This window comes from Streptomyces sp. DS1-CR2 (genome assembly GCF_055760475.1).
The window spans coordinates 8,890,837-8,916,860 of record NZ_CM147085.1 but is presented as its reverse complement, the minus strand read 5'-3'; the positions used below and the strand labels follow the sequence as shown (position 1 = coordinate 8,916,860).

Below are 26,024 nucleotides of genomic sequence, written 5' to 3'. Positions count from 1 at the left end.
TCTGCAGTCTCTCTGCCATGACGCAGACCACAAACACGGCGGCGCGCCGCACCGCGTTCCTTGTCACCGCCTTGTGCTGGGTGATCGTTGTCTTCGACGGATACGACCTCATCGTCTACGGGACCGTCCTGCCGAAGCTCCTTGACGAGCCCGGCTGGCATCTGACCAAGTCCACGGCCGGCCTGCTCGGCAGCCTTGCTTTCCTGGGCATGCTCGTCGGCGCCGTCCTCGTCGGCACGGCGGCCGACCGCCTCGGCCGCCGGCGGACCGTCCTGGTCTGCACCGCCTGGTTCTCCGTCTTCACCGCTCTGTGCGCGTTCGCCACGACCCCCGAGGCCTTCGGCGTACTGCGCTTCCTCGCGGGGGTCGGACTCGGCGGCCTGGTACCCAGCGCGAGCGCGCTGGCCAGCGAGTTCGTCGGCCCGCGCGAACGGTCGGTTGTCTCCACGCTGATGATGTCCGGCGTCCCGATCGGCGGGGCTGCGGCGTCCCTGGTGGGCATCGGCGTCCTGCCACGGTTCGGGTGGCAGGCGATGTTCCTGATCGCGCTGCTCGCGGTGCTGGTCGTCATGCCGCTGTGTCTCAGGCTGCTGCCGGAGTCTCCCCTCTGGCTCCGCTCGCGCGGTGAGCACGTGCGGGCCGCCAGGATCGAGGAGCGGTTCGGCCTGCCCTCGTCCGGCCCGTCCGAAAGCGGCGCCGGCCACGACGCCGTACCGCAGGATCCGCGGCGTCTGCGCTCGCTGCTGCGTCCGCCGTACACGGCCGCCACCGTGCTGTTCTCGCTGGCGACCGTGGTGACTCTCTTCGCGTGGTACGGCCTGGCCACCTGGCTGCCTCAGCTGATGCGGGAGAGCGGCTTCGACCTCGGGTCGTCACTGACCTTCCTGCTCGCGCTCAGTCTGGGCGCCGTGCTGGGCTCGCTGGTGACGGCCTGGGGCGGAGCCCGGATCGGCCCCGTCCCGACAGCGGTCATCGCCGCCCTTGCCGCAGCCGTCGGCCTGGGGGTTCTGCTCACCCATCCGCACTCGTCCGTGGCGTACGGCGCGCTCGTACTCGCCGGTGTCGGCACACACGGCACCCAGTGTCTGATCATCGCCGCCGTCGCCAACCACTATCCGGCTCATCTGCGGGGATCGGCACTGGGCTTCTCGCTCGGCTTCGGGCGGATCGGCGCGGTCCTCGCGCCCCAGGCGGGCGGCTGGCTGCTCGCCGCCGGGCTCGGCGTGAACTCCAACTTCCTGGCATTCGCCCTGGCCGCAGCGGTGGCCGGAGCCCTGTTGCTGCTCTGCCCGCGACCGTCCAAGCCATGGGCCGTCACCGATGCCGTATCCGCCCCCGAGAGTGAAGGAGCTGTCCGGCCATGACCGCCAGCACCACCCCTGCCACCCCTGCCATCCCTGCCACCCCCGTCACCATCGCCACCTCGGACGCCCCCGACCAGCCCGCCCGAACCCCTGAGCTGGAGTCGCTCTACCGCGGCTTCGAACGCGAGCTCCTCGTTCCGCTGTGGACCGAGATCGGCGATCTGATGCCGATGCATCCGACGTCCGCGGCGCTCCCGCACATCTGGCGGTGGAGCACGCTGCTGCCGTTGGCCGAGCAGGCCGGTGGGCTGGTCCCGGTCGGGCGGGGTGGTGAGCGCCGCGCGATCGCGCTCGCCAACCCCGGTCTGGGCGGCATGCCGTTCGCGACTCCCACGTTGTGGGCGGCGATCCAGTACCTCAATCCCCGTGAGGATGCTCCGGTCCACCGGCACACACAGAACGCCTTCCGCTTCGTCGTCGAGGGCGAGGGGGTGTGGACGGTCGTGAACGGCGATCCGGTCGCGATGCGCCGCGGTGACTTCCTTCCGCAGGCGGGCTGGCACTGGCACGGTCACCACAACGCCAGCGACCGGCCGATGGCCTGGATCGACGGCCTCGACATCCCCTTGCAGCACTACACCGACTCGACCTTCTTCGAGTTCGGTCCCGACGAGGTCGAGACCCTGGAGGCACCGGACCGCTCCCGCTCCGAGCGCCTGTGGGCCCACCCCTGTCTGCGTCCGCTGACGCGGCTTCAGCCAACGCCGTCGACACCGCTGCTGGCCTACCGCTGGGAGTACACCGACCGGGCGCTGACCGAGCAGCTCGCTCTGGAGGCCGAGGGCCACTCCGCCACCGTCGAGCCCGGCCACGCGGCCGTCCGCTACATCAACCCGACGACCGGCGGCGACGTCATGCCGACGCTGCGCACCGAGTTCCACCGGCTGGCGCGGGGCACCGAGACCGCGACCCGCCGCGAGGTCGGTTCCTCGGTGTTCCAGGTTTTCGAGGGCGAGGGGCACGTGACCGTCGGCGATGCGACCTGGACGGTCGCCCGCGGCGATCTGTTCGTGGTGCCCTCCTGGCAGCCGCTGACCCTCGCCACCGACCGGGGCCTGGACCTCTTCCGGTTCAGCGACACCCCCCTCTTCGAGCGGCTCCATCAGGACCGCGTCCAAACCGGCAGCAACGACAACGCAGAAGGAACGAACCAGTGAAGCTCGCCACCATCCGCACCCCCCTCGGCACCCGCGCCGTCCGCGCCACGGACCAGGGATACGTCGACCTCGGATTCAAGGACGTCGGCGCGCTGCTGGCGCAGGAGGACTGGACGTCGCTCGCAGCCGAGGACGGTGGTACGACATACCCCGCCGACGGCGTCGACCTCGCTCCCGTCGTACCCGGTCCCGGCAAGGTGCTCTGCGTCGGCCTGAACTACCGCAACCACATCCTGGAGATGGGCCGCGACCTGCCCGAACACCCCACGCTGTTCGCGAAGTTCGCCGATGCGCTCATCGGCGCCCGCGACGACATCGACCTCGCGCCCGAGTCCGACTGCGTCGACTGGGAGGCGGAACTGGCCGTGGTCATCGGCAGGACCGTGCGCCGCGCCGACGAGCAGGAGGCCGGCGACGCCATCGCGGGCTTCACCGTCATGAACGACGTGACCATGCGTGACTGGCAGTTCCGCACCAAGGAATGGCTGCAGGGCAAGACGTTCGAGGGCACCACACCGCTCGGTCCCGTCCTGGTCACCCCCGACGAGCTGGAGGGCGGTCTCGCCCCGGCCCTGACCATGACGTGTTCGGTGGCTGGCGACGTCGTGCAGAAGGCGGACACCTCCGACTTGGTGTTCGGTCCGGTCGACCTGGTGCGGTACGCCTCCACGATCATGACGCTGCGTCCCGGCGACGTCATCGCCACCGGGACGCCGGGCGGGGTCGGCCATGCCCGCAAGCCCGCCCGCTACCTCGCCGACGGCGACACGCTGGTGACGGAGATCGACGGCATCGGCCGGCTCAAGAACGTGGCGCGCGCGTCATGAGCACCCCTGTCACGAGCGCCCATGTCGGCGGCCCACACGTCGTGAACACCCGCGAGTGGATGGACCACGGCACCCGGCTCTTCCTCGCTGCCGTCGAGGGGTTGAGCGACGAGGCGTTCGGCGCGCCCACCGCACTCGACGGGTGGACCCGGAGCCATGTGATCGCCCATGTCCACTTCAACGCCGAGGCGCTGCGCCGCCTTGTGAGCTGGGCCTCCACCGGTGCGGAGCAGCGGATGTACGCCGGGCCGGGCCAGCGCGCCGCGGAGATCGCGGCGGGCGCCGAGCTGCCGCCCGGCGAACTGCGCGCCATGGTGTCCCGGTCCGCGGCCGCCCTGGCCGCCGACCTCGACACGCTTCCCGAGCAGGCGTGGCACCACGAGGTCGTGACCGCTCAGGGGCGCACCGTACCGGCGTCGGAGATCCCGTGGATGCGGGCCCGGGAGGTCGCCGTGCACGCGGTTGACCTGAACGCGGGCGTCGGTTTCGACGACCTGCCCGGGGACCTGAGTGCGGCCCTGGCCGCCGACGCGCTGAAGAAGCGTTCCGCAGGCGGCGAGGCCGCCGTGCTGGCCGCGTGGCTGACCGGGCGGGCGGGCGGGGCGCCCGTACTCGGTCCCTGGCTGTGAGAGTTCGAGGAGGTAAACGATGAATCCATCCACCAAGGACACCGACGTCGTCGTCGTGGGCGGCGGCATCGGCGGCCTGGCCAACGCCTATGCGCTGGCCAGGGCCGGTCACCGGGTGCGTGTGCTGGAGCGAGCGCCGGAGTTCGCCGAGGTCGGCGCCGGTCTGCAGATGGCGCCCAACGCCACCCGCATCCTGCGCGAGTGGGGCCTGCTCGACGAGGTCATCGAGGCGGGGGTGGTCCCCGAGCGCCTGGTCTTCAAGGACGCGCTGGACGGTTCCGAACTCACCCACATCGCGCTCGACGAGAAGTTCCTCGGCCGGTACGGCGCCCCGTATGTCGTCATCCACCGCAGTGACCTGCTCTCGATCCTCGCCCGCGCATGCGAGCGGGCCGGAGTCGAGCTGGTGCCGGACTGTGTCGTGGACGAGGTGGCGACCTCCGTCGACGCAGCTGACGTGAACAGCTCGACCGGGGGGCACCGCGCGGACGTGGCCCTGGCAGCGGACGGTCTCCGCTCGGTCCTGCGTCGCGGGTTCAGCGACGACGAGCCGGTCTGCTCCGGCTATGTCGCCTACCGCGGCGCCTTCCCGCTGTCGGAGATCGACACCGAGCTCGACGAGCACGCGCTGACCGATGTCGTGGTCTACATGGGTCCGGGCTGTCACCTGGTGCAATATCCACTGCGCCGCGGCGAGATGTTCAACACCGTGGCGGTCTTCGCCTCGCCGGCGCACCAGCGCGGCGAGGAGGACTGGGGCGGCCCGGAGGAGCTTGCGCAGGTCTTTGCCGGCACCTGCCCGGAGGTGCAGCGCGGGCTCAACTCGCTCTGGAAGGATCGCCGTTGGCCGATGTACGACCGGCTTCCGATCGGTCACTGGGTGGACGGCCGTCTCGGCCTGACCGGCGATGCCGCCCATCCGATGCTGCAGTACCTCGCCCAGGGCGCCTGCCAGGCGATCGAGGACGCGTACAGCCTCGCCTCGGAAGCGGCCGTACAGTCCCCGCACGGCGAGGTCGACTGGCCCGTCGCGCTGAAGGAGTACGAGAAGGCCCGCACCGAGCGCACCGCCCGGGTCCAGTCGTCGGCACGGGTCTGGGGCGACCTGTGGCACGTGGACGGCCTGGCCCGGTCGATCCGCAACGAGCTGTTCCGCGACCGGCAGCCGGACGACTTCAAGCACATTGACTGGTTGTACGGGGCCTGACCTGGTTGCACGGGGTCTGATCCGGTCAGACACGTCTGAACTGTCAGACCCTCGCCGGCGATCCGGCCGCCGAGGTGGGCGACGAAGCCCGCCTCTGCGGCCGGTTCGTCGTTTCAGGTTCTGTGGGTGGCCAGCCGTTCCAGCCACTCGCGCAGCAGGGCCGTCTCCGTGGGGCTGAGAGCGGTGGGCCGCTCGTCGAGTGCGGCGTTCAGGGCGAGGGCGTGCACGGCCACCGTGGCGTCTGCTGAGTCGGGTCCGGTGGACTGGGAGCCTCGACGACGGGGATGTTGACCTGCCGCTCCATCGTTGATCGCCTCCGGTGCAACTGCCGACAACCGAAACACCGTCACTCGAAGCTGAGGACTTCAGTCACGGGCCTGCGAGGAGTCGCCGCGCCCTGGGGGCCGTAGCCGAGACGGAACACCATGTGGACGAACCCGATCGCGGAACTGGGATCGCGTACTGAAGACCGGAGCTCTGGCCATTCGAGTGGCTGCGACATCAGCGAGGTCGCGAGCCCGTCGAGAGTGGCCTGCAGGAGCACCCGTTGCATTGCCTGCCCAGCCCGTAGCCAGTCCGCCGGAGTGTCATGCACCGTGCCGAGCAGCGCGATCTGCGGATGCTCCTCGAACACGGCAACGGCACGGTCCGGCACCCGGCGCGAGGAGTCGAAGTCCCTGACCGGCGAGCTCACGCCGTATTGCCGTGGACCGAGGGCGTCGGCTGGGATGCCGTCGGCAGCGGGTCCCTCATCGCCCCTGCCCGTGCGCGTCCAGGTGGCGATCTCCTCACGTACGGCCTCGTTCGCAGCCTCGAGCAGCTCGGCCTCGTGCACGAGGTCCATCACCGCGTCGGCATGCCAGGCGCTGGGAGTGATCAACCGGCAGCCCTCCAGGAGAGCGGCGGAGCAAAGCCCATCGAATATGGGCTCGGGAATCTGCTCGTCGGAGAAGGGGAAGCGGCTGCTGTGCCGCCGCCGTACCGCGCGGTAGAGGTCCGCGAGATCACGGTCCGCATCCTCGGCCTCGGCCTTGTCGAGCGCTACGTCGGCCAGGTGCCAGGGGGCCCGGGGGTCGGGAAGCAGCCCGACGGTGGCGGTCCAACCGGCGTGCGCTGCGGCCACGACCAGGTTGAACAGGGCGGCGCCGCATCCGAGGTGCAGTGCGCGGTGCTCGAGGTCGCCGTGGGGCAGCGCGCGGTCGGGATCGCCGTACAGCGCGACGGAACGGCTGCCGGTCCGCTGGATGAACCTCCAGGGCTGTGCGTTGTGCATGGAGGGCGCCATCACAGCGTCCTCGACCAACGACGTCACGAACGCCCTATCAAGATCTGTGGGGGACACGGCTCATCCCGTCTGTGAGAGATCGCCGCCGGCGCGCGAGCGAGCAGGCAACGATCGTGGCTGTGCGGAAACCACACCATCGCGAGAACGGCACCCAGCCTCCACACGGTCGCGCAGGCCTCGGCAGACCACGTCGTCGTCCACCGAGCAGTAGACACGGATCGACAGTTCAAAAAAGGCCACGGGCAACACGTCAGACATGTGCACCCCACGGGTTCCGTCGGCTCTTCGCAGCCCCCTTTGGATTATCGCAGTGGCGACCGAGCCGCACCTTGCGAGACAACCACGGGATCAGGACCGCCACCCCGAGCCCCGCTGAACGGCGGCCGCCCAAGAGCGCCGGGCGACATGGCCACCTGCCCCCGGGCCGCGAGCGACGACGTCCCCGCACCCAGAAAACCACCCGGAACCGCGTCATCGCCACGCGACACCTTGGCAAGGGGCAAGGCAATCGCCTCCCTCGCCACCGTCCGCCCCCTATTCGCCGAGGTCGAAGAGCCCGAGCCCACTACGCCTGCGTTCGCCGCTTCCGGCTTCCGCCCGAGGCCGAGCACCTGCGGTAGGAGCCCGGGGTCCGCGCATGGCGGATTGCAGTCGCGACGCCGCAAGACTGAGGTGAAGATGGCACGGGAGCGCGGCCGGCCTTGCACAGGCTGTGTGGCCGCGCCTGACAGGAAGGCGACGGCATGGCAGCAATGCCCAACGAGGTGCCGCGAGGGCCGGAGAGCCCCGACAGCAGCGAAATGGTCACCGGCACGACCCTGTTCGCCGGGGTGACGCTGCTGCTGAGCGGGCCACTCAGCATTCTGCTGGGTGCATCCGGTCTCGCAGGCGACACCCTGTTCGCGTCGTCTCGGTACGCCTACCGGTTTGATCTGACCGCGTGGGGCTGGCTTCATCTTCTGATCGGCGTGGCCCTGGTCGTCGCCGGCGTAGGAGTTGTGGCAGGCAAGACCTGGGGGCGCGGGGCCGGCATCACCGTGGCGGCGATCAGCCTGATCACCCAGTTCATGTTCATTCCGTACTACCCCGCTTGGTCCATCACCGTCATGGCCCTCGATCTCTTCATCGTGTGGTCGCTGACCAGGTTCTCTCCCACAGCCAGCGGCGGTCGGTGAACCCAGGCGGAGGCATGCCGGGCCGGCCCGGCCGAGCGGCGGCGCGTCGGCGTTGTCCGGGCCATCCGGCGTGTGGCGTCGTGGTGATCCACCGCACATCGGATGGGACGCCGGCGCGTGAAAGCTGACCGCATCACGCAGAGAGGCGGCCGCCGATCAGGTGCCGTCTAGGAGGGCGGGTTCGGCTCGCTCGACGCCGCCTTGAGGTCGGCGAGGAGTTCGGCCTGGTTGGTCAGGACCCCGGACAGGATGGTGCGGGCGACCCGCAGTAGTTCCGCCACGTGCGGGCTGGTCAGCCGGTAGTAGACGTTCGAGCCCTCATTGCGGGTGGCCACGAGGTTCGCCCGGCGCAGTACGGCCAGTTGTTGCGACAGGTGGGCGGGCTCGATCCCTACCTCGGGCAGCATCTCGGCGACCGCGTGCTCTCGCTCGCTCAGCAGCTCCAGGACCCGGATGCGGGCGGGATGCCCGAGCATTTTGAAGAACTCGGCCTTGAGTTGGTACAGGGGCGTGCTCACTGGAAGCGCCTCCTGTTGCCCTCGTCGATGCGCGGCTGCCATACGGCTTGGCGCCGTGAGTGCTGCGTCCATCGCGTCCGCCCAGAAATCGTCTGCATAGGGTCATCCTCGCCTGTGACGGCCAGGCTGATGAACTCGGTAATTGCCAACATCAGCAATTACTAATGATAGGAGGGGTGTGCTCCATACGAGTCCCGCGTCTGCGTGGCGCGAACGGCATGCTGCTCGAGTGTCCTGCCTGTTCGCCTCAAGTGCCTCCGGACGGCTGTCGGACCCGGCGGGGGGTCTGCCCGCGCTGCGGCCACACCGACCTGGTAAGGCTGGACAGCCTGCGCGGCGGTCGGCCCACTGCCCCACCGTCGGCAGAGGAGCACACCGGGGAGGATCACTGAAAGGCCGAGGCAGCCACATGGGGCCCCTTGTACGGCAGTTGAGCCGGCCGGCGGCGGCACAGCCCTCAGGTAGGCCAGCCCTGGGTACGCCACTCCCGCGCATCCTCGTCCCCGGTTCCGAGGGGCGCGTGCGCGGCGAGGGCTGTGAGCAGGTCACTGTGGACGGGGATGGCGGGGCAGTCGCCGTGGGGGACGAGGGAGCCGTCGGCCGGGATCGCGGCCAGTTCCAGCGAGCGGCCGCCGTCGGCCAGTTGCCGGGCGGCGTCGATGATCGCGAGCTGACCCTCGGTGGACCAGCCGCGCAGCTCGGTGAGGTCGACGACGACCGGGCCGGTGCCGCGGGCGAGGACCCAGCCGACCGCGCCGTTGAAACGGTGGGTGGCGTCAGGGCCGAGGTGTCCGGCCACGGAGAGGATGCCGAGGTCCTGCTCGATGCGGTAGCGCCATTCGATGGTCACGGTCGTGAACTGCCTTTCGGGTACTGCCTGGTCCCCTTGCCGTGTGCGGGTCACAGGGGCAGGGTGATCCAGATGCTCTTGCCGCCGCGGTCCGCGTCCGGTCGTACGACCGCGCTGCCGCCGAGGCCGAGAGTGAGCTCGACGACGGTGGCGAGCCCGCCTCCGCTCTGGGTGAGGGCGCCGTAGAGGGCGGGCTGGTAGGGGTGTCGGTCGTGGACGCCGAAGGCGAAGGTGTCCGCGCTCGCGGCGTACAGGACCGTGAGCTGTGGGGAGATCTCGGCGGCGTGCCGGACGCTGTTGGCAACCAGCTCGGAGAGAATCAGCAGCGCGGGGTCGACGGCCGGATGGCGGTGGTTGACGCCCCATTCGGCCAGTACTTGTTCGGTGGTTTCGCGGGCTATCCGCACTGCCGCGGGCATGGCCGCCAGGGTCAGCACGTGCCGGCAGGGCAGCTCGCCCAGTTCCGATGCCATCACAGCTGGACCTCCTCGACGCGGGCGAGCCGGAAGCCGCTCACCGAGCGGGCCGTGCTCAAGAACCGGTAGCCGATGACGGATCTCACCGGGCTGCGACCTCCACTGCCTGGTCTTGGTCCGCGTCGCGCAGTTCAGCGAGGAGTTCGTTTCGTCCGGAGAGCATCTCGGTGAGGATGCGGCGCGCGGCCCGCATCAGGTCGGCGACGTCCCCGCCGGCGAGCGCGTAGACGACCGTGGAGCCCTCGCGCTGGGAAGTCACGATGCCGGAACGGCGCAGGACGGCAAGCTGCTGAGACAGCGTGGAGGGCTCCACCGCGATCGCCGCGAGCAGGTCGCGCACCGGCATCGGACCGTCCTGGAGCAGCTCCAGAGCCCGTATCCGCACGGGATGACCGAGCATCCGGAAGAACTCGGCCTTGGCCTGGTACAGCGGAACCGACACGAAACCCTCTCCCCGACCTTCGCCCCTCTGCGAGGCGCGCACACGACAGGCGGCCGTGCCCGCGGTCACCTGCGACACCATGCGGCAACCGCGGACACGACCCTCGCACCTTCATGCGCGTGCGGGTGCAGCCGGGCCTGACGCCTCAGGAAACACTTGGCCGCCTCGACGCCGGCTTTGATCCCGACGCCGACCTGCCCCTGCTCCGACTGGCCGACGCGCAACGCGACGAGTGGGACCGGATCCTGGGCCGCGTCTGCCGGGACATCGGATCGGTCGAGTCTGAGAACATTCGCACCCACTGGGCGTCTGTCCACGTCACACCCGTCCAACGACCGACTGATCCAAACGAAACCGCCTAGCCGTCGTGGCCGCCCATGCTCGACTGGCGCACCACCAACTCCGGCTGCAGGACCACGTGTTGGTGTCGGTGGTCCTTCGCCTCCGGGCCCGTTTCCTCCAGCAGCAGTGCGGCGGCGATGGTTCCCAGGCTGAAAGCCGGCTGGCGCACCGAGGTGAGTGGGACGGTCGCGGCCGCGGCGAACTCGATGTCGTCGTAGCCGACGAGCGCCATGTCCTCGGGGACCTTGACCCCTGCCGCGTAGAGCGCCTGGAGGACACCGAGGGCGAGCAGATCGTTGGCGCAGAACACGGCGGTGGGGCGGTCGGCCAGGCCGAGGAGGCGGGCGCCGGCGTCGCGGCCCGCGGCCACGTCCATGCGCTCGGTGGGCAGTTCGCGCAGGACGTCGGACGACAGGCCGGCCTCGGACAGGGCCTGGAGGGCGCCGGTGCGTCTGTCTTGGACCTGCGTCAGGTGCGGCGGGCCGCTGACGAAGGCGATGCGGCGATGGCCCTGGGCGACGAGGTGGCGCAGGGCGAGCGCACCGCCCGCCTCGTCGTCGACGGCCACCGAGCACCCCTCCTCGTCCCCGGTGACCCGGTCCACCACGACGTAAGGGATGCCGTGTCGCCGGAAGTTCCGCACGGTCTGCCCGCTGGGGTCGGCCGGTGCGATGAGGGCGCCGCGCACCCGCTGCTCGGCGAAGTGGGCGAGGTAGTCGGCCTCCTCGGTGGGGCTCTGGCCGCTGTTGCAGACCATCACGCCGAGCCCGGCATCTCGTGCAGCGCGCTCGGCGCCGCGCGCGATGTCGACGAAGAAAGGATTGGCCATGTCGAGGACGAGCAGCGAGATGATGCGGCTGCGTCCGGCCCGCAGCTGGCGGGCGTACTCGCTGCGGACGTACCCGAGTTGGGTGATGACTTCCTGAACGTGCCGGCGGGTGTGCGGCGAGACGCGATCCGGCTGGTTGAGGACGTTGGAGACCGTGCCTACGGAGACACCTGCCTGCTGCGCCACGTCCTTGATGCCGACGGTCATGCGTTCCCCTCTGCGTACTCTGAGCACCGCTCATCCAAACAGCCCCGCGCCCGCCGACCGCTCAGGCGAGGTGGAAGATCTCGGAGAGCGGACGCATCGCGGCGTCGGGAGCCTGATCGTCCAGGTTCTCGAAGAACGACCCCATCTCGGCCTGCCAGCGCGCGTTGACGTCGGTGGCGTCCATGGCGGCGCGGGCCGCTTCGAAGTCCTCGGTCTCCAGGTAGCCGACGAGCAGTCCGTCCTCGCGCAGGAAGAGGGAGTAGTTGTGCCAGCCGGCGGCGGTCAGCGCGTCGCGCATCTCCTGCCACACGTCCGCGTGGCGCAGGCGGTACTCGTCGATCCGGTCGGTTTTGACCTTGAGCAGGAAGCAGACTCGCCGCATCCTCATCACCCTTGCATGTTCGTGGCGTCGGGGCCGTCGCACAGCGGTGTGATGGCCCCGACCCCTCTTGTCCACGGCTCAGATCGTGTACGACTCAGAACTTGAAGTTGTCGATGTTCTTCTTGTCGAAGACGGTCGGCTTGCCGAGGGAGACCACACCGTCCTTGCCGATGGTGAACGATCCGAGGTCGCCGGCCTTGAACGTCTCGCCCTCCTTGCCGGTGATCTGGCCCGACTCCAGGGCGACGGCAGTGTGTGCGGCGAGCGCGCCGAGAGCGGCCGGATCCCACAGCTCGAAGCCCTCGACGGTGCCGTTCTTGACGTAGGCGCGCATGTCGTTGGGGGTGCCGAGGCCGGTCAGCTTGACCTTGCCCTTGTACTTGGAACCGGACAGGTACTGGGCGGCGGCCTTGATGCCGACGGTGGTCGGGGAGATGATCCCCTTCAGCTTCGGGTGCTCCTGGAGCAGGCCCTGGGTCTGCTGGAACGACTTCTGGGCGTCGTCGTCCCCGTAGGCCGTCGTGACGAGCTTGATGTCCTTGTACTCGGGCTTCTTCAGCTCATCCTTCATGTAGTCGATCCACGTGTTCTGGTTGGTGGCCGTCTGGGCCGCCGAGAGGATCGCGATCTCGCCCTTGCCGCCGATCTGCTTGGCCATCTGCTGCACCTGGGTGCGACCGAGGTCCTCGGCGCTGGCCTGCGAGACGAACACGTTGCGGCAGTCGGCCTTGGTGTCGGAGTCGTACGTGACGACGCTGACGCCGTTCTTCATCGCCTGCTTCAGGGCTGTGCACAGGGCGCCCGGGTCCTGCGCGGACACGGCGATGGCGTCCGACTGCTGCTGGGTGAGGGTGTTGACGTAGGAGACCTGACCGGAGGTGTCGGTGCCGCTGCTGGTGCCGACCTCCTTGTACGTCGAGCCCAGCTGCTGCACCGCCTTCTTGCCGCCGTTGTCCGCCACGGTGAAGTAGGGGTTGTTGACCTGCTTGGGCAGGAAGGCGACCGTGAGGCCCTTCTTGGTGGCCGCGTTCGGGTCGGCCTTGCCCGCGGCGGCGGACTTGGCGGCGTCCTTGTTGGCGTCGTCCTTGGTGGTGCCACCGCAGGCGGTGGCTCCGAGGACGAGGGTGGTGGTGACGGCGAGCGCCATGCCGAGGCGACGGGTTCTGGCGGTGCTGCTGAGAGACATGAGGTCCTGCCTTTGCGGAGTACGACGGTGTACAGCGGTGGACGGAACGGGAGTTGGCTGCCCTACGACGTGACGGGCGCCGGCGAGGGAGGCGGCGTCGCCGCCGTCTTCTTCCTTGCTCTGGCCTGAGCGAGCTGCCGGCCGACACGGGGGGCGAGTACGGAGATCACCAGCAGGACGCCGGTGACGAGGATCTGGGACTGGGCGGAGACGTTGACGAGGCTCATCACGTTCTGCAGCGTGCCGAGCAGGAACACACCGGCGATGGCGCCGCCCAGTGTGCCCTTGCCGCCGTCGAAGTCGATTCCGCCGAGCAACACGGCGGCGATGACGGAGAGTTCGAGTCCACTCGCGTTGTCGTAACGGGCGCTGGCGTAGTGGAGGGTCCAGAAGACGCCGGTGAGCGCGGACAGCAGGCCGGTCGTCACGAACATGGACAGCTTGAGCCGCTTGACGCGGATGCCGGCGAACCGTGCGGCCTCCTCGCTGGCGCCGATCGCGAAGAGTGAGCGGCCGACCGGCGTGCCATGCAGGACGACCACGGCGATGGCGAGCAGCACCACGAACGGCAGGGCGGCGTACGGGATGATGGTGTCGCCGAAGCGGCCGGCACCGAAGTCCAGGTACTGGGACGGGAAGTCGGTGACCGAGTCGGAGCCGAGGACGATCTGGGCGATGCCACGGTAGGCGGCCATGGTGCCGATGGTGACGGCGAGGGACGGCAGGCCGAGGCGGGTCACGAGCAGGCCGTTGATCAGGCCGCAGACGACACCCAGTACGAGACAGATCGGGATGATCGTCTCGATGGCCATGCCCTGGTTCCACAGGGCGCCCATCACGGCGCTGGACAGGCCGACCGTCGAGCCCACGGAAAGATCGACCTCGCCGGAGACGACGAGCATCGTCATCGGGAGCGCGATGAGCGCGATCGGGAGCGTGTTGCCGATCAGGAACGACACGTTGAGTGCATTGCCGAAGTTGTCGACGAACGAGAACGAGAACAGCAGCAGGAGAACGAGCAGGACGCCGACCGCGGTGTCCCAGCGGACCGCTCCGCCCAGGCCACGGCGGGCTGTGGGCTTGGGAGCCGTGATGTCAGTCATGGCGGGCACTCCTCATCTGTGCGGCCTGCTTGCGCAGCACTGCGGCGACGCGCAGCGCCAGGATCCGGTCCACGGCGATGGCCAGCAGCAGCAGGAGGCCGTTGATCGCGGTCACCCAGACGGAGCTGACGCCGAGAGCAGGCAGGACGCTGTTGATGGAGGTCAGCAGCAGCGCGCCGAGGGCCGCGCCGTAAACGGTCCCCGCGCCGCCGGTGAAGGCGACTCCGCCGACGACGACGGCGCTGACGACGGTGAGTTCGTAGCCGTTGCCGGTCGCGGAGTCGACGTTGCCGAACCGCGCCAGGTACAGGGCGCCGGCCAGGCCCGCGAGCGCGCCGCACAGGACGTACGCGGTCATGATGCGCTTGCGCACCGGAACACCCGCCAAGTTGGCGGCCTCGGGGCTGGAGCCGAGCGCGTACATGTCGCGGCCGCTGCGGTAGCTGCGAAGGTAGTAGCCCACGCAGAGCAGCACGGCGACGGTCAGCAGCGCCAGGTAGGGCACGACCGAGATCCCGTTGGTGCCGAAGTCGACGAAACCGCCCGGCAGACCGTCCGCGGTGATCTGCCTGGAGCCGACCCAGATGGAGTCGATGCCGCGCACCACGTACAGCGTGCCGAGCGTGACGACGAGGGCGGGCACCTTGCCGAGACTGACGAGCGCGCCGTTCAGCAAACCGAAGACGGCGCCGAGCGCGACGGCCAGGAGCACGGCGATCAGCGAGTTTCCGCCGCTCTGCAAGTAGTTGCCCGCGGCGAAGGCAGAAATACCGAGCACCGAGCCGACGGACAGGTCGACGTTGCGGGTGATGACGACGACGGCCTGGCCGGTGGCGACGAGGACGAGGATCGTGGAGTTCAGGAGCAGGTCCTTGACGCCCTGCTCGGACAGGAACTCGCCGTTGGATATCTGGGTGGCGAGCAGCATGACGACGAGGACGACGGCGACGGCCAGTTCGCGGGCCTTGAACACCTTGTCGATGAACTGCCTGGATGCGGTGGGCCGGGGTGCGGATTCGCTCCGCACGGGCTGGGCGGTCATGGTCACGCGGCCGCACTCCCTTCCTTCGTACGGCCGGTGGCGGCAGCCATCACGGTCTCCTCAGTGGCCTCGGCCCGCGGGATCTCGGCGGTGAGCCGGCCCTCATGCATCACCAGCACCCGATCGGCCATGCCGAGGATTTCCGGCAGGTCGGAGGAGATCATGAGGACGGCGACTCCCTCGGCGGCGAGGGACGACAACAGCCGGTGCACCTCGGCCTTCGTCCCGACGTCGATCCCCCGCGTCGGCTCGTCCACGATCAGCACCTGCGGCCCGGTGGCGAGCCACTTGGCCAGCACGACCTTCTGCTGGTTACCACCGGAGAGCGTGCCGACGACATCGGCGAGACGCGCGTACTTGACCTGAAGCTTCACGGCCCAGTCGACACTGCGGCTGCGCTCGGCCCTGCGGTTCATGAGGCCTGCGCGCGTGGTCTCGGCGAAGCCGGTCAGACCGATGTTCCGCTCGATGGACATGTCCATCACCAGACCCTGGGCGCGCCGGTCCTCGGGCACGAGGGCCAGGCCTGCGGCCATGGCCACACTGGGCGCGCCCGGCTTGAGCCTGGTGCCGAGCACCTCGACCTCGCCGCCGTCGAACCGGTCCACGCCGAACACGGCGCGGGCCACCTCGCTGCGACCGGCGCCCACGAGCCCCGCGAGGCCGACGATCTCACCGCGCCGTACCTCGAACGACACGTCGGTGAAGACTCCCTCGCGGGTCAGCCTGCGAACCTGCAGGGCGACTTCGCCGGCCTCGGTCTCCTGCTTGGGGTAGAGCTCGTCGAGGTCGCGGCCGACCATGCGGCGCACGAGGTCGTCCTCGGTCAGCCCCTCCAGCGGTTCACTCCCGATCAAGGCGCCGTCGCGCAAGGTGGTGACACGCTGGCAGAGCGCGAAGATCTCCTCCAGGCGGTGCGAGATGAACAGCACGGCGGCGCCCTGCTCGCGCAGCGTCCTGACGACGCCGAACAGGCGGGCGACCTCGCTGCCGGTGAGCGCCGCGGTCGGCTCGTCCATGATCAGGACCCGGGCGTCGAAGGAAAGCGCCTTGGCGATCTCGACGAGCTGCTGGTCGGCGATGGACAGACCGCGCGCCGGCTGGTCCGGGTCGAGGTCGACGCCGAGCCGCGCGAACAGATCGGCAGCGGCCTGCTTGACCGCCCTGTGGTCCACACGGTTGAGAGATCGCCTGGGCTGGCGGCCCATGAAGATGTTCTCGGCGACGGACAGATCGAGGAAGAGCGTCGGCTCCTGATAGATGACCGCGACGCCGGCGTCCCGTGCATCGGCGGGACCATGGAACTCGACCGGCGCGCCGTCGAGCAGGACCGTGCCGGCGTCGGGGCGGTGCACCCCGGCGAGGGCCTTGATCAACGTCGACTTGCCCGCGCCGTTCTCGCCGGCCAGGGCGTGCGCCTCGCCGGCGTACAGACGCAGCGAAACACCGCGCAGGGCGCGCACGGCACCGAAGGATTTGCTCACCTCCTCCAGCGCGAGCACCGGAGTCGTCTCCGGTTCAGGATGCGTCATGCGTGTCTCCATGGGTCTGCCCAGACATGTGCCGGGGGTGTGCCGGGATGGTGTGTGTCGGACCCGCGCCGACCAATGCCGCATGTGCCACCCGGCATGAAATGTTTCAGTGGGGTTGCCCGGAAGCTAGTCCCACCCGCCGGACTGGTCAAGAGGTCAATCCGATTCCCCAGGCCTCCAGGCGACCTCCGAGACGCTTCCAATGAGCACTGACCTGCAGCGATTTCCGCACCAACAGCCACCTGGACACGCGAACGGCACGATTCAGTAACTAGGAACGGAGCGTCGTCCATTCACGTCCACACCTTGACGCCCCCTCGGGTGGGAGCTAATTTCTCCCCATCGAATGAATCGATTCACAGTCGTCGCCGCATGGCGTCACCGCATGGTCTCGATTCCTGCGCTCGTGGGCCCCGCTTCCGGGCCGTGCACACTCCCCCAGTCATCCAGAGGTGGACATGCCTGACATCGCTGCCGTGAAGGCCGCACTCGCCAACCAGCGGATCGAGACGCCGTCCTGGGGCTACGGCAACTCCGGCACCCGGTTCAAGGTGTTCGCCCAGGCCGGTGTGCCCCGCACCCCCCGCGAGAAGCTGGACGACGCGGCGAAGGTGCACGAGTTCACCGGTATCGCCCCCAAGGTCTCGCTGCACATCCCCTGGGACACCGTCGACGACTACGCGGCACTCGCGGCGTACGCGAAGGAGCGGAACGTCGAGCTGGGCGCCATCAACTCCAATACCTTCCAGGATGACGACTACAAACTCGGCAGCGTCTGTCACCCGGATCCCAAGGTGCGCCGCAAGGCCGTGGGCCACCTGCTCGAATGCGTCGACATCATGGACGCGACGGGATCGAAGGACCTCAAGCTGTGGTTCGCCGACGGCACCAACTACCCCGGCCAGGACGACATCGTGGCCCGCCAGGACCGCCTCGCCGAATCCCTCGCCACGGTCTATGAGCGGCTCGGCGACGACCAGCGGATGCTCCTGGAGTACAAGTTCTTCGAGCCGGCCTTCTACACGACGGACGTGCCGGACTGGGGCACCTCGTACCTGCAGTGCATGAAGCTCGGTGAGCGCGCCCAGGTCGTCGTGGACACCGGCCACCACGCGCCGGGCACCAACATCGAGTACATCGTGGCGCTGCTGCTGCGCGAGGGGAAGCTCGGCGGCTTCGACTTCAACTCCCGCTTCTACGCCGACGACGACCTGATGGTCGGCTCCGCCGACCCCTTCCAGCTCTTCCGCATCCTGCACGAGGTCGCCAAGAACGGCGGCTTCGAACCGGAGACGAACGTCGCGTTCATGCTCGACCAGTGCCACAACATCGAGGCGAAGATCCCGGCGGTCATCCGCTCCGTGATGAACGTGCAGGAGGCCACGGCCAAGGCACTGCTCGTCGACCTCGATGCGCTGCGGAATGCGCAGGCCACAGGTGACGTGCTCGCCTCCAACGCGGCGCTGATGGACGCGTACAACACCGATGTCCGGCCGTTGCTGGCCGAGTGGCGCGAGGAGCGGGGGCTGCACCCGAACCCGGTCGCCGCGTACGCCGCATCCGGGTGGCAGGCGCGGATCGTGGCCGAGCGGGTAGGTGGCGATCAGGCCGGTTGGGGGGCCTGAGCGCACGATCCCCGGCCCTCAACACTGCACCCCCTGACTCGCAAAGGAAAAACGTCATGGCCTCCGCCACGCATCCCGAAGTAGCCGCGCTGCTGGCGCGCTCGAACCGGCTCGGCGCCGATCCCCGCAACACCAACTACGCCGGCGGCAACACCTCCGCCAAGGGCACCGAGACCGACCCGGTCACCGGCGGGGACGTCGAGCTGATGTGGGTCAAGGGCTCGGGCGGCGACCTGGGCACCCTCAAGGAGGCCGGACTCGCCGTACTGCGACTCGACCGGCTGCGGGCGCTCACCGGCGTCTACCCGGGCGTGGAGCGCGAGGACGAGATGGTCGCGGCGTTCGACTACTGCCTGCACGGCAAGGGCGGCGCCGCCCCCTCCATCGACACCGCCATGCACGGCCTGGTGGACGCGGCACACGTCGACCATCTGCACCCCGACTCCGGCATCGCCCTGGCCTGCGCCGCCGACGGCGAGAAACTGACCGCCGAATGCTTCGGCGAGAAGGTCGTCTGGGTGCCGTGGCGGCGCCCCGGCTTCCAGCTCGGACTGGACATCGCTGCGATCAAGGAAGCGAACCCGCAGGCGATCGGCTGCGTGCTGGGCGGCCACGGCGTCACCGCGTGGGGCGACACCGCAGAGGAGTGCGAGGCCAACTCCCTGTTCATCATCCGCACCGCCGAGACGTTCCTCGCCGAGCGTGGCAAGGCCGAGCCCTTCGGCCCGGTCCTCGACGGTTACGCGGCGCTCGGCGCAGCCCAGCGCCGCGCACGGGCCGCCCACCTCGCCCCCCTCATCCGGGGGCTGGCATCCACCGATCGCCCCCAAGTCGGCCACTTCGACGACTCCGAGGCCGTGCTCGACTTCCTGGCGAGCGCCGAGCACCCACGTCTGGCCGCGCTCGGCACCTCCTGCCCCGACCACTTCCTCCGTACGAAGGTGCGCCCGCTCGTCCTCGACCTGCCGCCCACGGCCGAACTCGACACCGTCGAGGCCCGGCTGGGTGAACTGCACGCCGCCTACCGCGAGGAGTACGCCGCCTACTACCAGCGGCACGCCACCCCCGACTCCCCCGCGATGCGCGGCGCGGACCCGGCCATCGTGCTGATCCCCGGTGTCGGCATGTTCAGCTTCGGCACGGACAAGCAGACGGCCCGCGTGGCGGGAGAGTTCTACCTCAACGCCATCAACGTCATGCGCGGCGCCGAGGCGGTCTCCACGTACGCGCCGATCGAGGAGTCGGAGAAGTTCCGTATCGAGTACTGGTCCCTCGAGGAGGCCAAGCTCCAGCGGATGCCGAAGCCCAAGGCCCTGGCCACCCGGGTGGCCCTGGTCACCGGTGGCGGCTCCGGCATCGGCAAGGCGATCGCCCAGCGACTCGCCGCCGAAGGTGCCTGCGTAGTGATCGCCGACCTGAACGCCGAAAACGCCGTCGCCGTCGCGGAGGAGCTGGGCGGCCCGGACACGGCGATCGCAGTGACGGTCGACGTCACCGCCGAGGACCAGATCACTCAGGTCTTCGCGGAGGCGGCGCTCGCCTTCGGCGGCGTGGACCTCGTTGTCAACAACGCGGGCATCTCCATCTCCAAGCCGCTCCTGGAGACGACGGCCAAGGACTGGGACCTCCAGCACGCCATCATGGCGCGCGGCTCCTTCCTGGTCTCCCGGGAGGCCGCGCGGGTGATGCGGGCGCAGGGCATGGGCGGCGACATCGTCTACATCGCGTCCAAGAACGCGGTCTTCGCCGGCCCCAACAACGTCGCCTACTCCGCGACCAAGGCCGACCAGGCCCACCAGGTCCGCCTGCTGGCCGCCGAGCTGGGCGAGCACGGCATCCGCGTCAACGGCGTCAACCCGGACGGTGTCGTGCGCGGCTCCGGGATCTTCGCGGGCGGCTGGGGCGCGCAGCGCGCGGCGACGTACGGCATCGAGGAGGACAAGCTCGGCGAGTTCTACGCCCAGCGCACCCTCCTCAAGCGCGAGGTCCTCCCCGAGCACGTCGCGAACGCCGTCTTCACCCTCACGGGCGGCGACCTGACCCACACGACGGGCCTCCACATTCCGGTGGACGCGGGCGTCGCCGCCGCGTTCCTGCGGTGACACCCACGGGGCGCCGGGGAACCGGCGCCCCTCCAGGGGCGCGGGGAACTGCCCGACCAGCCACAGACAACCCGGGCCCGCCCCCGAACACCCACTGACACGGCGCAAAGGCGAACCACATGCACAACACCCCCTACGCCGCGGTAGACCTGGGCGCCACCAGCGGCCGGGTCATCCTGGGCCGCGTAGGCCCGGACACCCTCGACCTCACCGAGGCACACCGGTTCCCCAACACTCCCGTCCAGCTGCCGGACGGACTGCGTTGGGATGTTCTCGCCCTCTACCAGAGCATCCTCGACGGCCTGCGCGCCGGCGGACAGGTCGCCTCGATCGGCGTCGACACCTGGGCCGTCGACTACGGGCTCCTGGACGCGGACGGCGCCTTGCTGGGGCACCCGTTCCACTACCGCGACAACCGCACCGAAGACGTCGCGGCCCGCGAGGTGTGGCCCAGGATCGGGTCGAACGAGCTGTATCAGGTCACCGGGCTCCAGCATCTCCCGTTCACCACCGTGTACCAGCTGGCCGCCAGTGCGGACAGTGCGCAGATCGACGCCGCCCGGACCCTCCTGATGATCCCCGACCTGCTGGTCCACTGGCTGACGGGCTCCATCGGCGCGGAGGAGACCAACGCCTCCACCACCGGCCTCTTCGACGCGCGCACCGGCACCTGGGCGGGCCACATCCTGAACCGGCTCTCGCTGGACCCGGGGCTGCTGCCGCCTCTGCGCGCACCCGGCGACCTTGCCGGCACGCTCCTCCCGCACGTTGCCGCGTACACCGGGCTGTCCGCCGACACCCCCGTTGTCACCGTCGCATCGCACGACACGGCCTCGGCCGTCGCCGCTGTCCCGGCCACGACCGAGGGCTTCGCGTACATCTCGTGCGGCACTTGGTCCCTGGCAGGGCTGGAGCTCGACAGACCAGTGCTGACCGAGGCATCCCGCGCCGCGAACTTCACCAACGAACGTGGCATCGACGGCACCATCCGCTATCTGCGCAACATCATGGGCCTGTGGCTGCTCGAGGAGTGCCGCCGCACCTGGACGATGCAGGGCCTTCCCACCGATCTGCCCGCCCTGCTCGCCGATGCCGCCCGCGCCGAGCCGTTCGCCGCCCTCGTCGACGCGCAGGCACCGGAGTTCCTGGCCCCCGGCGACATGCCCGAACGCATCCGCGCCTACTGCCGCCGCACCGGTCAACCGGTGCCCGACAGCCAGGGTGCCCTGGTCCGCTGCATCCTGGAATCGCTGGCTCTGGCCCACCGCACCGTCCTGCGCCAGGCCTCCGTTCTCGCCGACCGCGACGTCAGCCACGTCCATCTGGTGGGCGGCGGGTCCCGCAACGAGCTGCTCTGCCGGCTCACCGCCGACGCCACCGGCCTCCCCGTGATCGCCGGCCCCACCGAGGCGACGGCCCTCGGCAACATCCTCGTACAGGCCCGAGCCCATGGACGCGTCGGCGACCTGGCCGCGATGCGCCGTCTCATCGCCGACACCCAGGAGCTGCGCCACTACACACCGAGCGGCGACGACGCCTCCTGGGCGACGGCCGCCTCCCGCCTCCCCACCACGAAGGAGTCGTGATGCGTGTCGCCCTCTTTGCCACCTGCGTGAACGATGCCGTCTACCCCTCCACGGCCATCGCCACCGTCCGGCTCCTCGAACGCCTCGGCGTGCAGGTCGACTTCCCTGCCGCCCAGACCTGTTGCGGGCAGCCCCAGTTCAACACCGGCTACCGCCGCGACACCGAGCCCCTCGTGCGCCGCATGGGCCGCGCCTTCGACGGCTACGACTATGTCGTCACCCCGTCGGGCTCCTGCGCGGCGATGGTCCGCGACAACTACCCGCGGATCGCCGCGAAGGGCGCCGACCCCCGGCTGACCAAGGTCGCGGACTCCCTGGTCCCACGCATGTACGAGCTGACCGAGTTCCTGGTCGACGTACTCCAAGTGACCGATGTGGGGGCGTACTTCCCGCACACGGTGACGTATCACCCCTCCTGTCACGGCCTGCGCATGCTGGGCCTGGGTGATCGGCCTACCCAACTCCTCAAAGCGGTAAGGGGCCTTGAGCTGATCGAGCTGCCCGGCGCGGAGGAGTGCTGCGGCTTCGGCGGCACGTTCGCGGTGAAGAACGCGGACGTGTCCGCGGCGATGGGCGAGGACAAGGTCCGCAGCGCCCGGTCGACCGGCGCCGACGTCCTGTGCGGCGCCGACAACTCGTGCCTGATGCACATCGACGGCATCCTGCGCCGCCAGGATGCCCCACAGCGAGCCCTGCACCTGGCGGAGATCCTGGCGAGCACGGAAGAGGAGCCCCTGTCATGAGCGGCAGCACCTTCGTCGGCATGCCCGCCTTCCCCAAAGCCGCCCATGAGGCCGTCGGCAACACCACCCTGCGCGCCAACCTCCGCCACGCCACCCACACCATCCGCGACAAGCGCGCCAAAGCCGTCGCCGAACTCGACGACTGGGCGCTCCTGCGCGAGGCCGGCAAGCAGATCAAGGACCACACGCTCCGCCATCTCGACACCTACCTCGTGCAGTTGGAGGAGTCCGTCACCGCGGCCGGCGGCATCGTCCACTGGGCCGCCGACGCCGACGAGGCCAACCGGATCGTGACCCGCCTGGTCAAGGAGACCGGCGAGTCCGAGGTCGTCAAGGTCAAATCGATGGCCACCCAGGAGATCGGCCTCAACGAAGCACTCGAAGAAGCCGGGATCCACGCCTACGAAACCGACCTCGCCGAACTCATCGTGCAACTCGGCCACGACCGCCCCTCCCACATCCTCGTCCCCGCCATCCACCGCAACCGCAGCGAAATCCGCGACATCTTCGCGAAGGAGATGGGCAGTTGGGGGCGTCCGGCCCCCGAGGATCTGACGGACACCCCCGCGGAGCTGGCCGAGGCCGCGCGCCTGCACCTGCGCGAGAAATTCCTGCGCGCCAAGGTCGGCATCTCCGGCGCCAACTTCATGGTCGCCGAGACCGGCACCCTCGTCGTCGTCGAGTCCGAGGGCAACGGCCGCATGTGCCTCACCCTCCCCGAGACCCTGATCTCCGTCGTCGGCATCGAGAAGATCATCCCCACCTGGCGCGACCTCGAAGTCTTCCTCCAGACCCTCCCCCGCTCCTCCACGGCCGAGCGCATGAACCCATACACCTCGATGTGGACCGGCACCACCGACACCAAGACCGCGGACGGCCCACGCGCCTTCCACCTCGTCCTCCTCGACAACGGCCGCACCGACACCCTCGCCGACGAAGTCGGCCGCCAAGCCCTGCGCTGCATCCGCTGCTCCGCCTGCCTGAATGTGTGCCCGGTGTACGAGCGGGCCGGCGGCCACGCGTACGGCTCCGTCTACCCCGGCCCCATCGGCGCCATCCTCAGCCCTCAACTCCGCGGCACAGCAAGCGAGATCGACGCATCCCTCCCCTACGCCTCCAGCCTCTGCGGAGCCTGCTACGAGGTCTGCCCGGTCGCCATCGATATCCCCGAAGTCCTCGTCCACCTGCGCGAGAAGGTCGCCGACCAAGGAGGCCCCGGCCACCGCCTTGAGAAAGCCGCGATCAAGGCAGCGGGTTGGGTCCTCGACCACCCCGGCGCCCTCGCGGCAGGCGAACGCGTCGCGTCAAGGACCCGCAAACTGCACCCGAAGAAGCTCCCCGGCCCGGGTGCCGGGCAGTGGACCAACAGCCGCGACCTGCCCCGGATGCCCGCCGAACCGTTCCGCGACTGGTGGAAGAAGAACCGCACATGAGCTCCCCCACGCCGCCCTCGTCCCGCGAGCGGATACTGGCCCGCGTACGCGAGGCCCTCACCGACGCACCCGAGACGCCCGAGCCCACGCGCGAGTATCTCACCACGCACACCATCGACGATGCCGCTAAGGTCCTCGACCTGCTGCACGAGAACCTGGCCGACTACCGGGCGATCGTGCACCGGGCCACAGATGACGAACTCCCTTCACTCATAGGGACGTTGCTCGCCGAGCAAGGCGTTCGCACTCTCGCGGTGCCACCGGGCCTGCCGGCCAGATGGCTGTCCGGTACCAAGGTCGAGCAACTGCCGGACGTGGGAGCGCCGGGCGGTACCGTCCTCACGCCGTACGACCTCGACGCCATCGACGCCGTGGTCACCGCCTGCGCCCTGGCCATCGCGGAGACCGGCACGATCGTCCTGGACGGCGGCCCGGGGCAGGGCCGTCGTGCGCTCACCCTCGTCCCCGATCTGCACATCTGCATCGTGCGCACCAGGGATCAGGTCGTCGCCTCGGTCCCGCAGTCGCTCCCCCGCCTGGACCCCGGCCGCCCGCTCACCTGGATCTCGGGACCGTCCGCCACCAGCGACATCGAGCTCGACCGTGTCGAAGGAGTGCACGGGCCGCGCACCCTGCATGTAGTGCTGCTCACCACCTGAGCCGCACGGCCGCATGTCGTGCCACTGAAGAAGCTGCGGGGCCGCGCATAGGATTGAACTGGCCGCCGCTCGCGCTTGCCGCGCCCCTGCTGGCGGGCGCCCGTCGACCTCGAGTCCCCGAACACCACCTGCTTCTCCCGCACAGCGTTCGTGAAGTACTTCCATCCTCCCGGCGCCCCCTCTCGTGATCGGTCGCGAGCACGTGACGGCCTGCATGGCTCGCGGCCCCCACAGGATGCGGCAAGCCCCAAGGGAGCACCGCACACCGGCTCCTGCCCTCGCTTTACGGCGTGTAGACGGCGTCACTGCCGTACAGCTGCTTGGTGAATGCGGAGACATCGGCGCTGCGATCCGCGCCGTCGAGATTGTACGTCAGATAGACGCCGTACCCCTCGCTGACGGTGCGGCGGGCGAGGTCGGCGGCCGTGCTCTGTGAGGTCCGGCCGATCTCGACAGCCGCCGGCGACAGTTTCGACTTGGGCAGCGCGATGCCGGGGACCTGCCAGGTGCCGTAGTACGGGTTCCAGGCGTAGTCGAACTTGGACGAGACGTCGACGCCGTCATAGGAGAGGCGCGACGCCGCAGGGCCGATGTTGTAGAGACTCATGATCTTGTCCGGCATGTTCGCGCGCAGCGCCGTCACCAGGTACACGAACGAGCTGTCGTTGGGCTGGCCGGTGCCGTTGTTGCCGTACTCGGCGTACTCGTCGTCGAAGTCGACGCCGTCGAGGCCGTACTCGGCCACGGTGTCCGACAGTTGTTTCGCGAACGTCGAAGCCGTTTGCTGGGACGGGAAGTTGGCAAAGCCCGCGTCCTGGTGGTTGCCGAGCACCGAGAGGACCACCTTGATGCCCTTCTGCTGCAACGGCCGTATCTCCGTGGCGGCGTTGCCGAGGACACGCTGCACGTTGTCGTTGAAGTACAAGGATGCCGTCTTCGTGCCCGTGTCGTAGTTGATGTTCGCCGCGAAGATCACGGCGACGTCGAAGACGTTGCCGCCGCCGTTGGCGAGGGTGTACTTGCCGACGTTGAGCATGCTGTTGTTGTTCACCTCGACGTACGCCACCGAGGTCGGACCCTCTTTCGCGGGAGCGGGAGCAGGAGCTGGGGCCGCTGCCGCACCGGTCGTGGCGGTCATGGCGGTCGTGCCGAAAGCGAGGGCCGCGACGGCCGAGAGCGCGAGCGCGGCCGTCCGCACTCTGCTCCGTACCAGAGTGAACATCGTTGATCGGTCTCCCCTCGCATGGCCGGCGCCCGACCTGTTCGAAAGCGCCGAGTGAGCCCTCCGAGTTTTCCGCTTCCATGACCAAATCCCGATAATTT

Annotated in this window: 25 protein-coding genes; 13 read left to right on the top strand and 12 right to left on the bottom strand. The window is 69.4% G+C overall.

Going from position 1 to position 26,024, the window contains the following annotated elements; translation table 11 throughout:
- Nucleotides 1-17: 17 nt before the first annotated feature.
- The 5 genes from ACY0PA_RS41770 to ACY0PA_RS41750 are packed head-to-tail and all read left to right on the top strand — an operon-like array spanning nt 18 to nt 5,184.
- The gene (locus ACY0PA_RS41770) at nt 18-1,364 is read left to right on the top strand and encodes an MFS transporter (protein WP_473082545.1); all 1,347 of its coding nucleotides are present in this window, start codon (nt 18-20) and stop codon (nt 1,362-1,364) included.
- Entirely contained in the window at nt 1,361-2,521 is a 1,161-nt protein-coding gene (locus ACY0PA_RS41765; protein WP_473082544.1) for a cupin domain-containing protein, read from the top strand. The genes ACY0PA_RS41770 and ACY0PA_RS41765 overlap by 4 nt, the downstream gene beginning before the upstream one ends.
- Nucleotides 2,518-3,348: a fumarylacetoacetate hydrolase family protein gene (locus ACY0PA_RS41760; RefSeq protein WP_473082543.1), complete on the top strand. Its 831-nt coding sequence runs from the start codon at nt 2,518-2,520 to the stop codon at nt 3,346-3,348. Before ACY0PA_RS41765 ends, ACY0PA_RS41760 begins: the two co-directional genes overlap by 4 nt.
- Complete coding sequence (locus ACY0PA_RS41755) at nt 3,345-3,977, top strand: maleylpyruvate isomerase family mycothiol-dependent enzyme (RefSeq protein WP_473082542.1); 633 nt, start codon at nt 3,345-3,347, stop codon at nt 3,975-3,977. The genes ACY0PA_RS41760 and ACY0PA_RS41755 overlap by 4 nt, the downstream gene beginning before the upstream one ends.
- Nucleotides 3,978-3,996: 19 nt before the next feature.
- Nucleotides 3,997-5,184: an FAD-dependent oxidoreductase gene (locus ACY0PA_RS41750; RefSeq protein ID WP_473082541.1), complete on the top strand. Its 1,188-nt coding sequence runs from the start codon at nt 3,997-3,999 to the stop codon at nt 5,182-5,184.
- A 346-nt stretch (nt 5,185-5,530) separates the two neighbouring features.
- On the opposite strand, the gene ACY0PA_RS41745 is transcribed toward ACY0PA_RS41750, so the two are convergent.
- Entirely contained in the window at nt 5,531-6,526 is a 996-nt protein-coding gene (locus tag ACY0PA_RS41745) for an Acg family FMN-binding oxidoreductase (RefSeq protein WP_473082540.1), read from the bottom strand.
- A 686-nt stretch (nt 6,527-7,212) separates the two neighbouring features.
- On the opposite strand from ACY0PA_RS41745, the gene ACY0PA_RS41740 reads away from it, so the two are divergent.
- Nucleotides 7,213-7,644 (top strand): DUF7144 family membrane protein, encoded by a 432-nt coding sequence (locus tag ACY0PA_RS41740; RefSeq protein ID WP_473082539.1) that lies wholly within the window; start codon nt 7,213-7,215, stop codon nt 7,642-7,644.
- Nucleotides 7,645-7,811: 167 nt separating this feature from the next.
- Here the strand turns inward: ACY0PA_RS41740 and ACY0PA_RS41735 are convergent, their stop codons facing one another.
- From ACY0PA_RS41735 to ACY0PA_RS41720, 4 genes are all read right to left on the bottom strand, one after another.
- On the bottom strand, nt 7,812-8,162 hold the full coding sequence (locus ACY0PA_RS41735; protein WP_473082538.1) for an ArsR/SmtB family transcription factor: 351 nt from the start codon (nt 8,160-8,162) through the stop codon (nt 7,812-7,814).
- A gap of 457 nt (nt 8,163-8,619) precedes the next feature.
- Nucleotides 8,620-9,012 (bottom strand): STAS domain-containing protein, encoded by a 393-nt coding sequence (locus tag ACY0PA_RS41730; RefSeq protein ID WP_473082537.1) that lies wholly within the window; start codon nt 9,010-9,012, stop codon nt 8,620-8,622.
- A 50-nt stretch (nt 9,013-9,062) separates the two neighbouring features.
- Nucleotides 9,063-9,485, bottom strand: coding sequence for an ATP-binding protein (locus tag ACY0PA_RS41725; protein WP_473082536.1), 423 nt, complete (start codon nt 9,483-9,485; stop codon nt 9,063-9,065).
- An 85-nt stretch (nt 9,486-9,570) separates the two neighbouring features.
- On the bottom strand, nt 9,571-9,930 hold the full coding sequence (locus tag ACY0PA_RS41720; protein WP_473082535.1) for an ArsR/SmtB family transcription factor: 360 nt from the start codon (nt 9,928-9,930) through the stop codon (nt 9,571-9,573).
- Between the two features lie 113 nt (nt 9,931-10,043).
- On the opposite strand from ACY0PA_RS41720, the gene ACY0PA_RS41715 reads away from it, so the two are divergent.
- On the top strand, nt 10,044-10,292 hold the full coding sequence (locus ACY0PA_RS41715) for a hypothetical protein (protein ID WP_473082534.1): 249 nt from the start codon (nt 10,044-10,046) through the stop codon (nt 10,290-10,292).
- Here ACY0PA_RS41715 and ACY0PA_RS41710 read toward each other — a convergent pair.
- From ACY0PA_RS41710 to ACY0PA_RS41685, 6 genes are all read right to left on the bottom strand, one after another.
- Nucleotides 10,289-11,308, bottom strand: a complete 1,020-nt coding sequence (locus tag ACY0PA_RS41710; protein WP_473082533.1) for a LacI family DNA-binding transcriptional regulator — start codon at nt 11,306-11,308, stop codon at nt 10,289-10,291. The genes ACY0PA_RS41715 and ACY0PA_RS41710 overlap by 4 nt on opposite strands.
- A gap of 61 nt (nt 11,309-11,369) precedes the next feature.
- Nucleotides 11,370-11,690, bottom strand: a complete 321-nt coding sequence (locus ACY0PA_RS41705) for an L-rhamnose mutarotase (RefSeq protein WP_473082532.1) — start codon at nt 11,688-11,690, stop codon at nt 11,370-11,372.
- A gap of 94 nt (nt 11,691-11,784) precedes the next feature.
- The gene (rhaS, locus tag ACY0PA_RS41700; protein WP_473082531.1) at nt 11,785-12,876 is read right to left on the bottom strand and encodes a rhamnose ABC transporter substrate-binding protein; all 1,092 of its coding nucleotides are present in this window, start codon (nt 12,874-12,876) and stop codon (nt 11,785-11,787) included.
- Between the two features lie 62 nt (nt 12,877-12,938).
- Complete coding sequence (locus ACY0PA_RS41695; protein ID WP_473082530.1) at nt 12,939-13,979, bottom strand: ABC transporter permease; 1,041 nt, start codon at nt 13,977-13,979, stop codon at nt 12,939-12,941.
- Nucleotides 13,972-15,021, bottom strand: a complete 1,050-nt coding sequence (locus ACY0PA_RS41690) for an ABC transporter permease (RefSeq protein WP_473086601.1) — start codon at nt 15,019-15,021, stop codon at nt 13,972-13,974. The genes ACY0PA_RS41695 and ACY0PA_RS41690 overlap by 8 nt, the downstream gene beginning before the upstream one ends.
- Nucleotides 15,022-15,023: 2 nt before the next feature.
- Nucleotides 15,024-16,553: a sugar ABC transporter ATP-binding protein gene (locus tag ACY0PA_RS41685; RefSeq protein ID WP_473082529.1), complete on the bottom strand. Its 1,530-nt coding sequence runs from the start codon at nt 16,551-16,553 to the stop codon at nt 15,024-15,026.
- Between the two features lie 458 nt (nt 16,554-17,011).
- Here ACY0PA_RS41685 and rhaI point away from each other — a divergent pair, with 458 nt between their 5' ends.
- The 6 genes from rhaI to ACY0PA_RS41655 all read left to right on the top strand — a co-directional run bounded on the left by rhaI (nt 17,012) and on the right by ACY0PA_RS41655 (nt 24,701).
- The gene (gene rhaI / locus ACY0PA_RS41680; protein ID WP_473082528.1) at nt 17,012-18,178 is read left to right on the top strand and encodes an L-rhamnose isomerase; all 1,167 of its coding nucleotides are present in this window, start codon (nt 17,012-17,014) and stop codon (nt 18,176-18,178) included.
- A gap of 56 nt (nt 18,179-18,234) precedes the next feature.
- Nucleotides 18,235-20,280: a bifunctional aldolase/short-chain dehydrogenase gene (locus tag ACY0PA_RS41675; protein ID WP_473082527.1), complete on the top strand. Its 2,046-nt coding sequence runs from the start codon at nt 18,235-18,237 to the stop codon at nt 20,278-20,280.
- Between the two features lie 119 nt (nt 20,281-20,399).
- Nucleotides 20,400-21,866, top strand: coding sequence for a rhamnulokinase (locus ACY0PA_RS41670; protein ID WP_473082526.1), 1,467 nt, complete (start codon nt 20,400-20,402; stop codon nt 21,864-21,866).
- Nucleotides 21,866-22,609: a (Fe-S)-binding protein gene (locus tag ACY0PA_RS41665; protein ID WP_473082525.1), complete on the top strand. Its 744-nt coding sequence runs from the start codon at nt 21,866-21,868 to the stop codon at nt 22,607-22,609. The genes ACY0PA_RS41670 and ACY0PA_RS41665 overlap by 1 nt, the downstream gene beginning before the upstream one ends.
- Entirely contained in the window at nt 22,606-24,042 is a 1,437-nt protein-coding gene (locus ACY0PA_RS41660; protein WP_473082524.1) for a LutB/LldF family L-lactate oxidation iron-sulfur protein, read from the top strand. The genes ACY0PA_RS41665 and ACY0PA_RS41660 overlap by 4 nt, the downstream gene beginning before the upstream one ends.
- Nucleotides 24,039-24,701 (top strand): LutC/YkgG family protein, encoded by a 663-nt coding sequence (locus ACY0PA_RS41655; protein ID WP_473082523.1) that lies wholly within the window; start codon nt 24,039-24,041, stop codon nt 24,699-24,701. The genes ACY0PA_RS41660 and ACY0PA_RS41655 overlap by 4 nt, the downstream gene beginning before the upstream one ends.
- Before the next feature lie 283 nt (nt 24,702-24,984).
- Here ACY0PA_RS41655 and ACY0PA_RS41650 read toward each other — a convergent pair whose 3' ends face one another.
- Nucleotides 24,985-25,923 carry an endo-beta-N-acetylglucosaminidase H gene (locus ACY0PA_RS41650; protein ID WP_473082522.1) on the bottom strand — a complete coding sequence of 313 codons (939 nt, stop codon included), beginning with the start codon at nt 25,921-25,923 and terminating at the stop codon, nt 24,985-24,987.
- Nucleotides 25,924-26,024 lie beyond the last annotated feature (101 nt).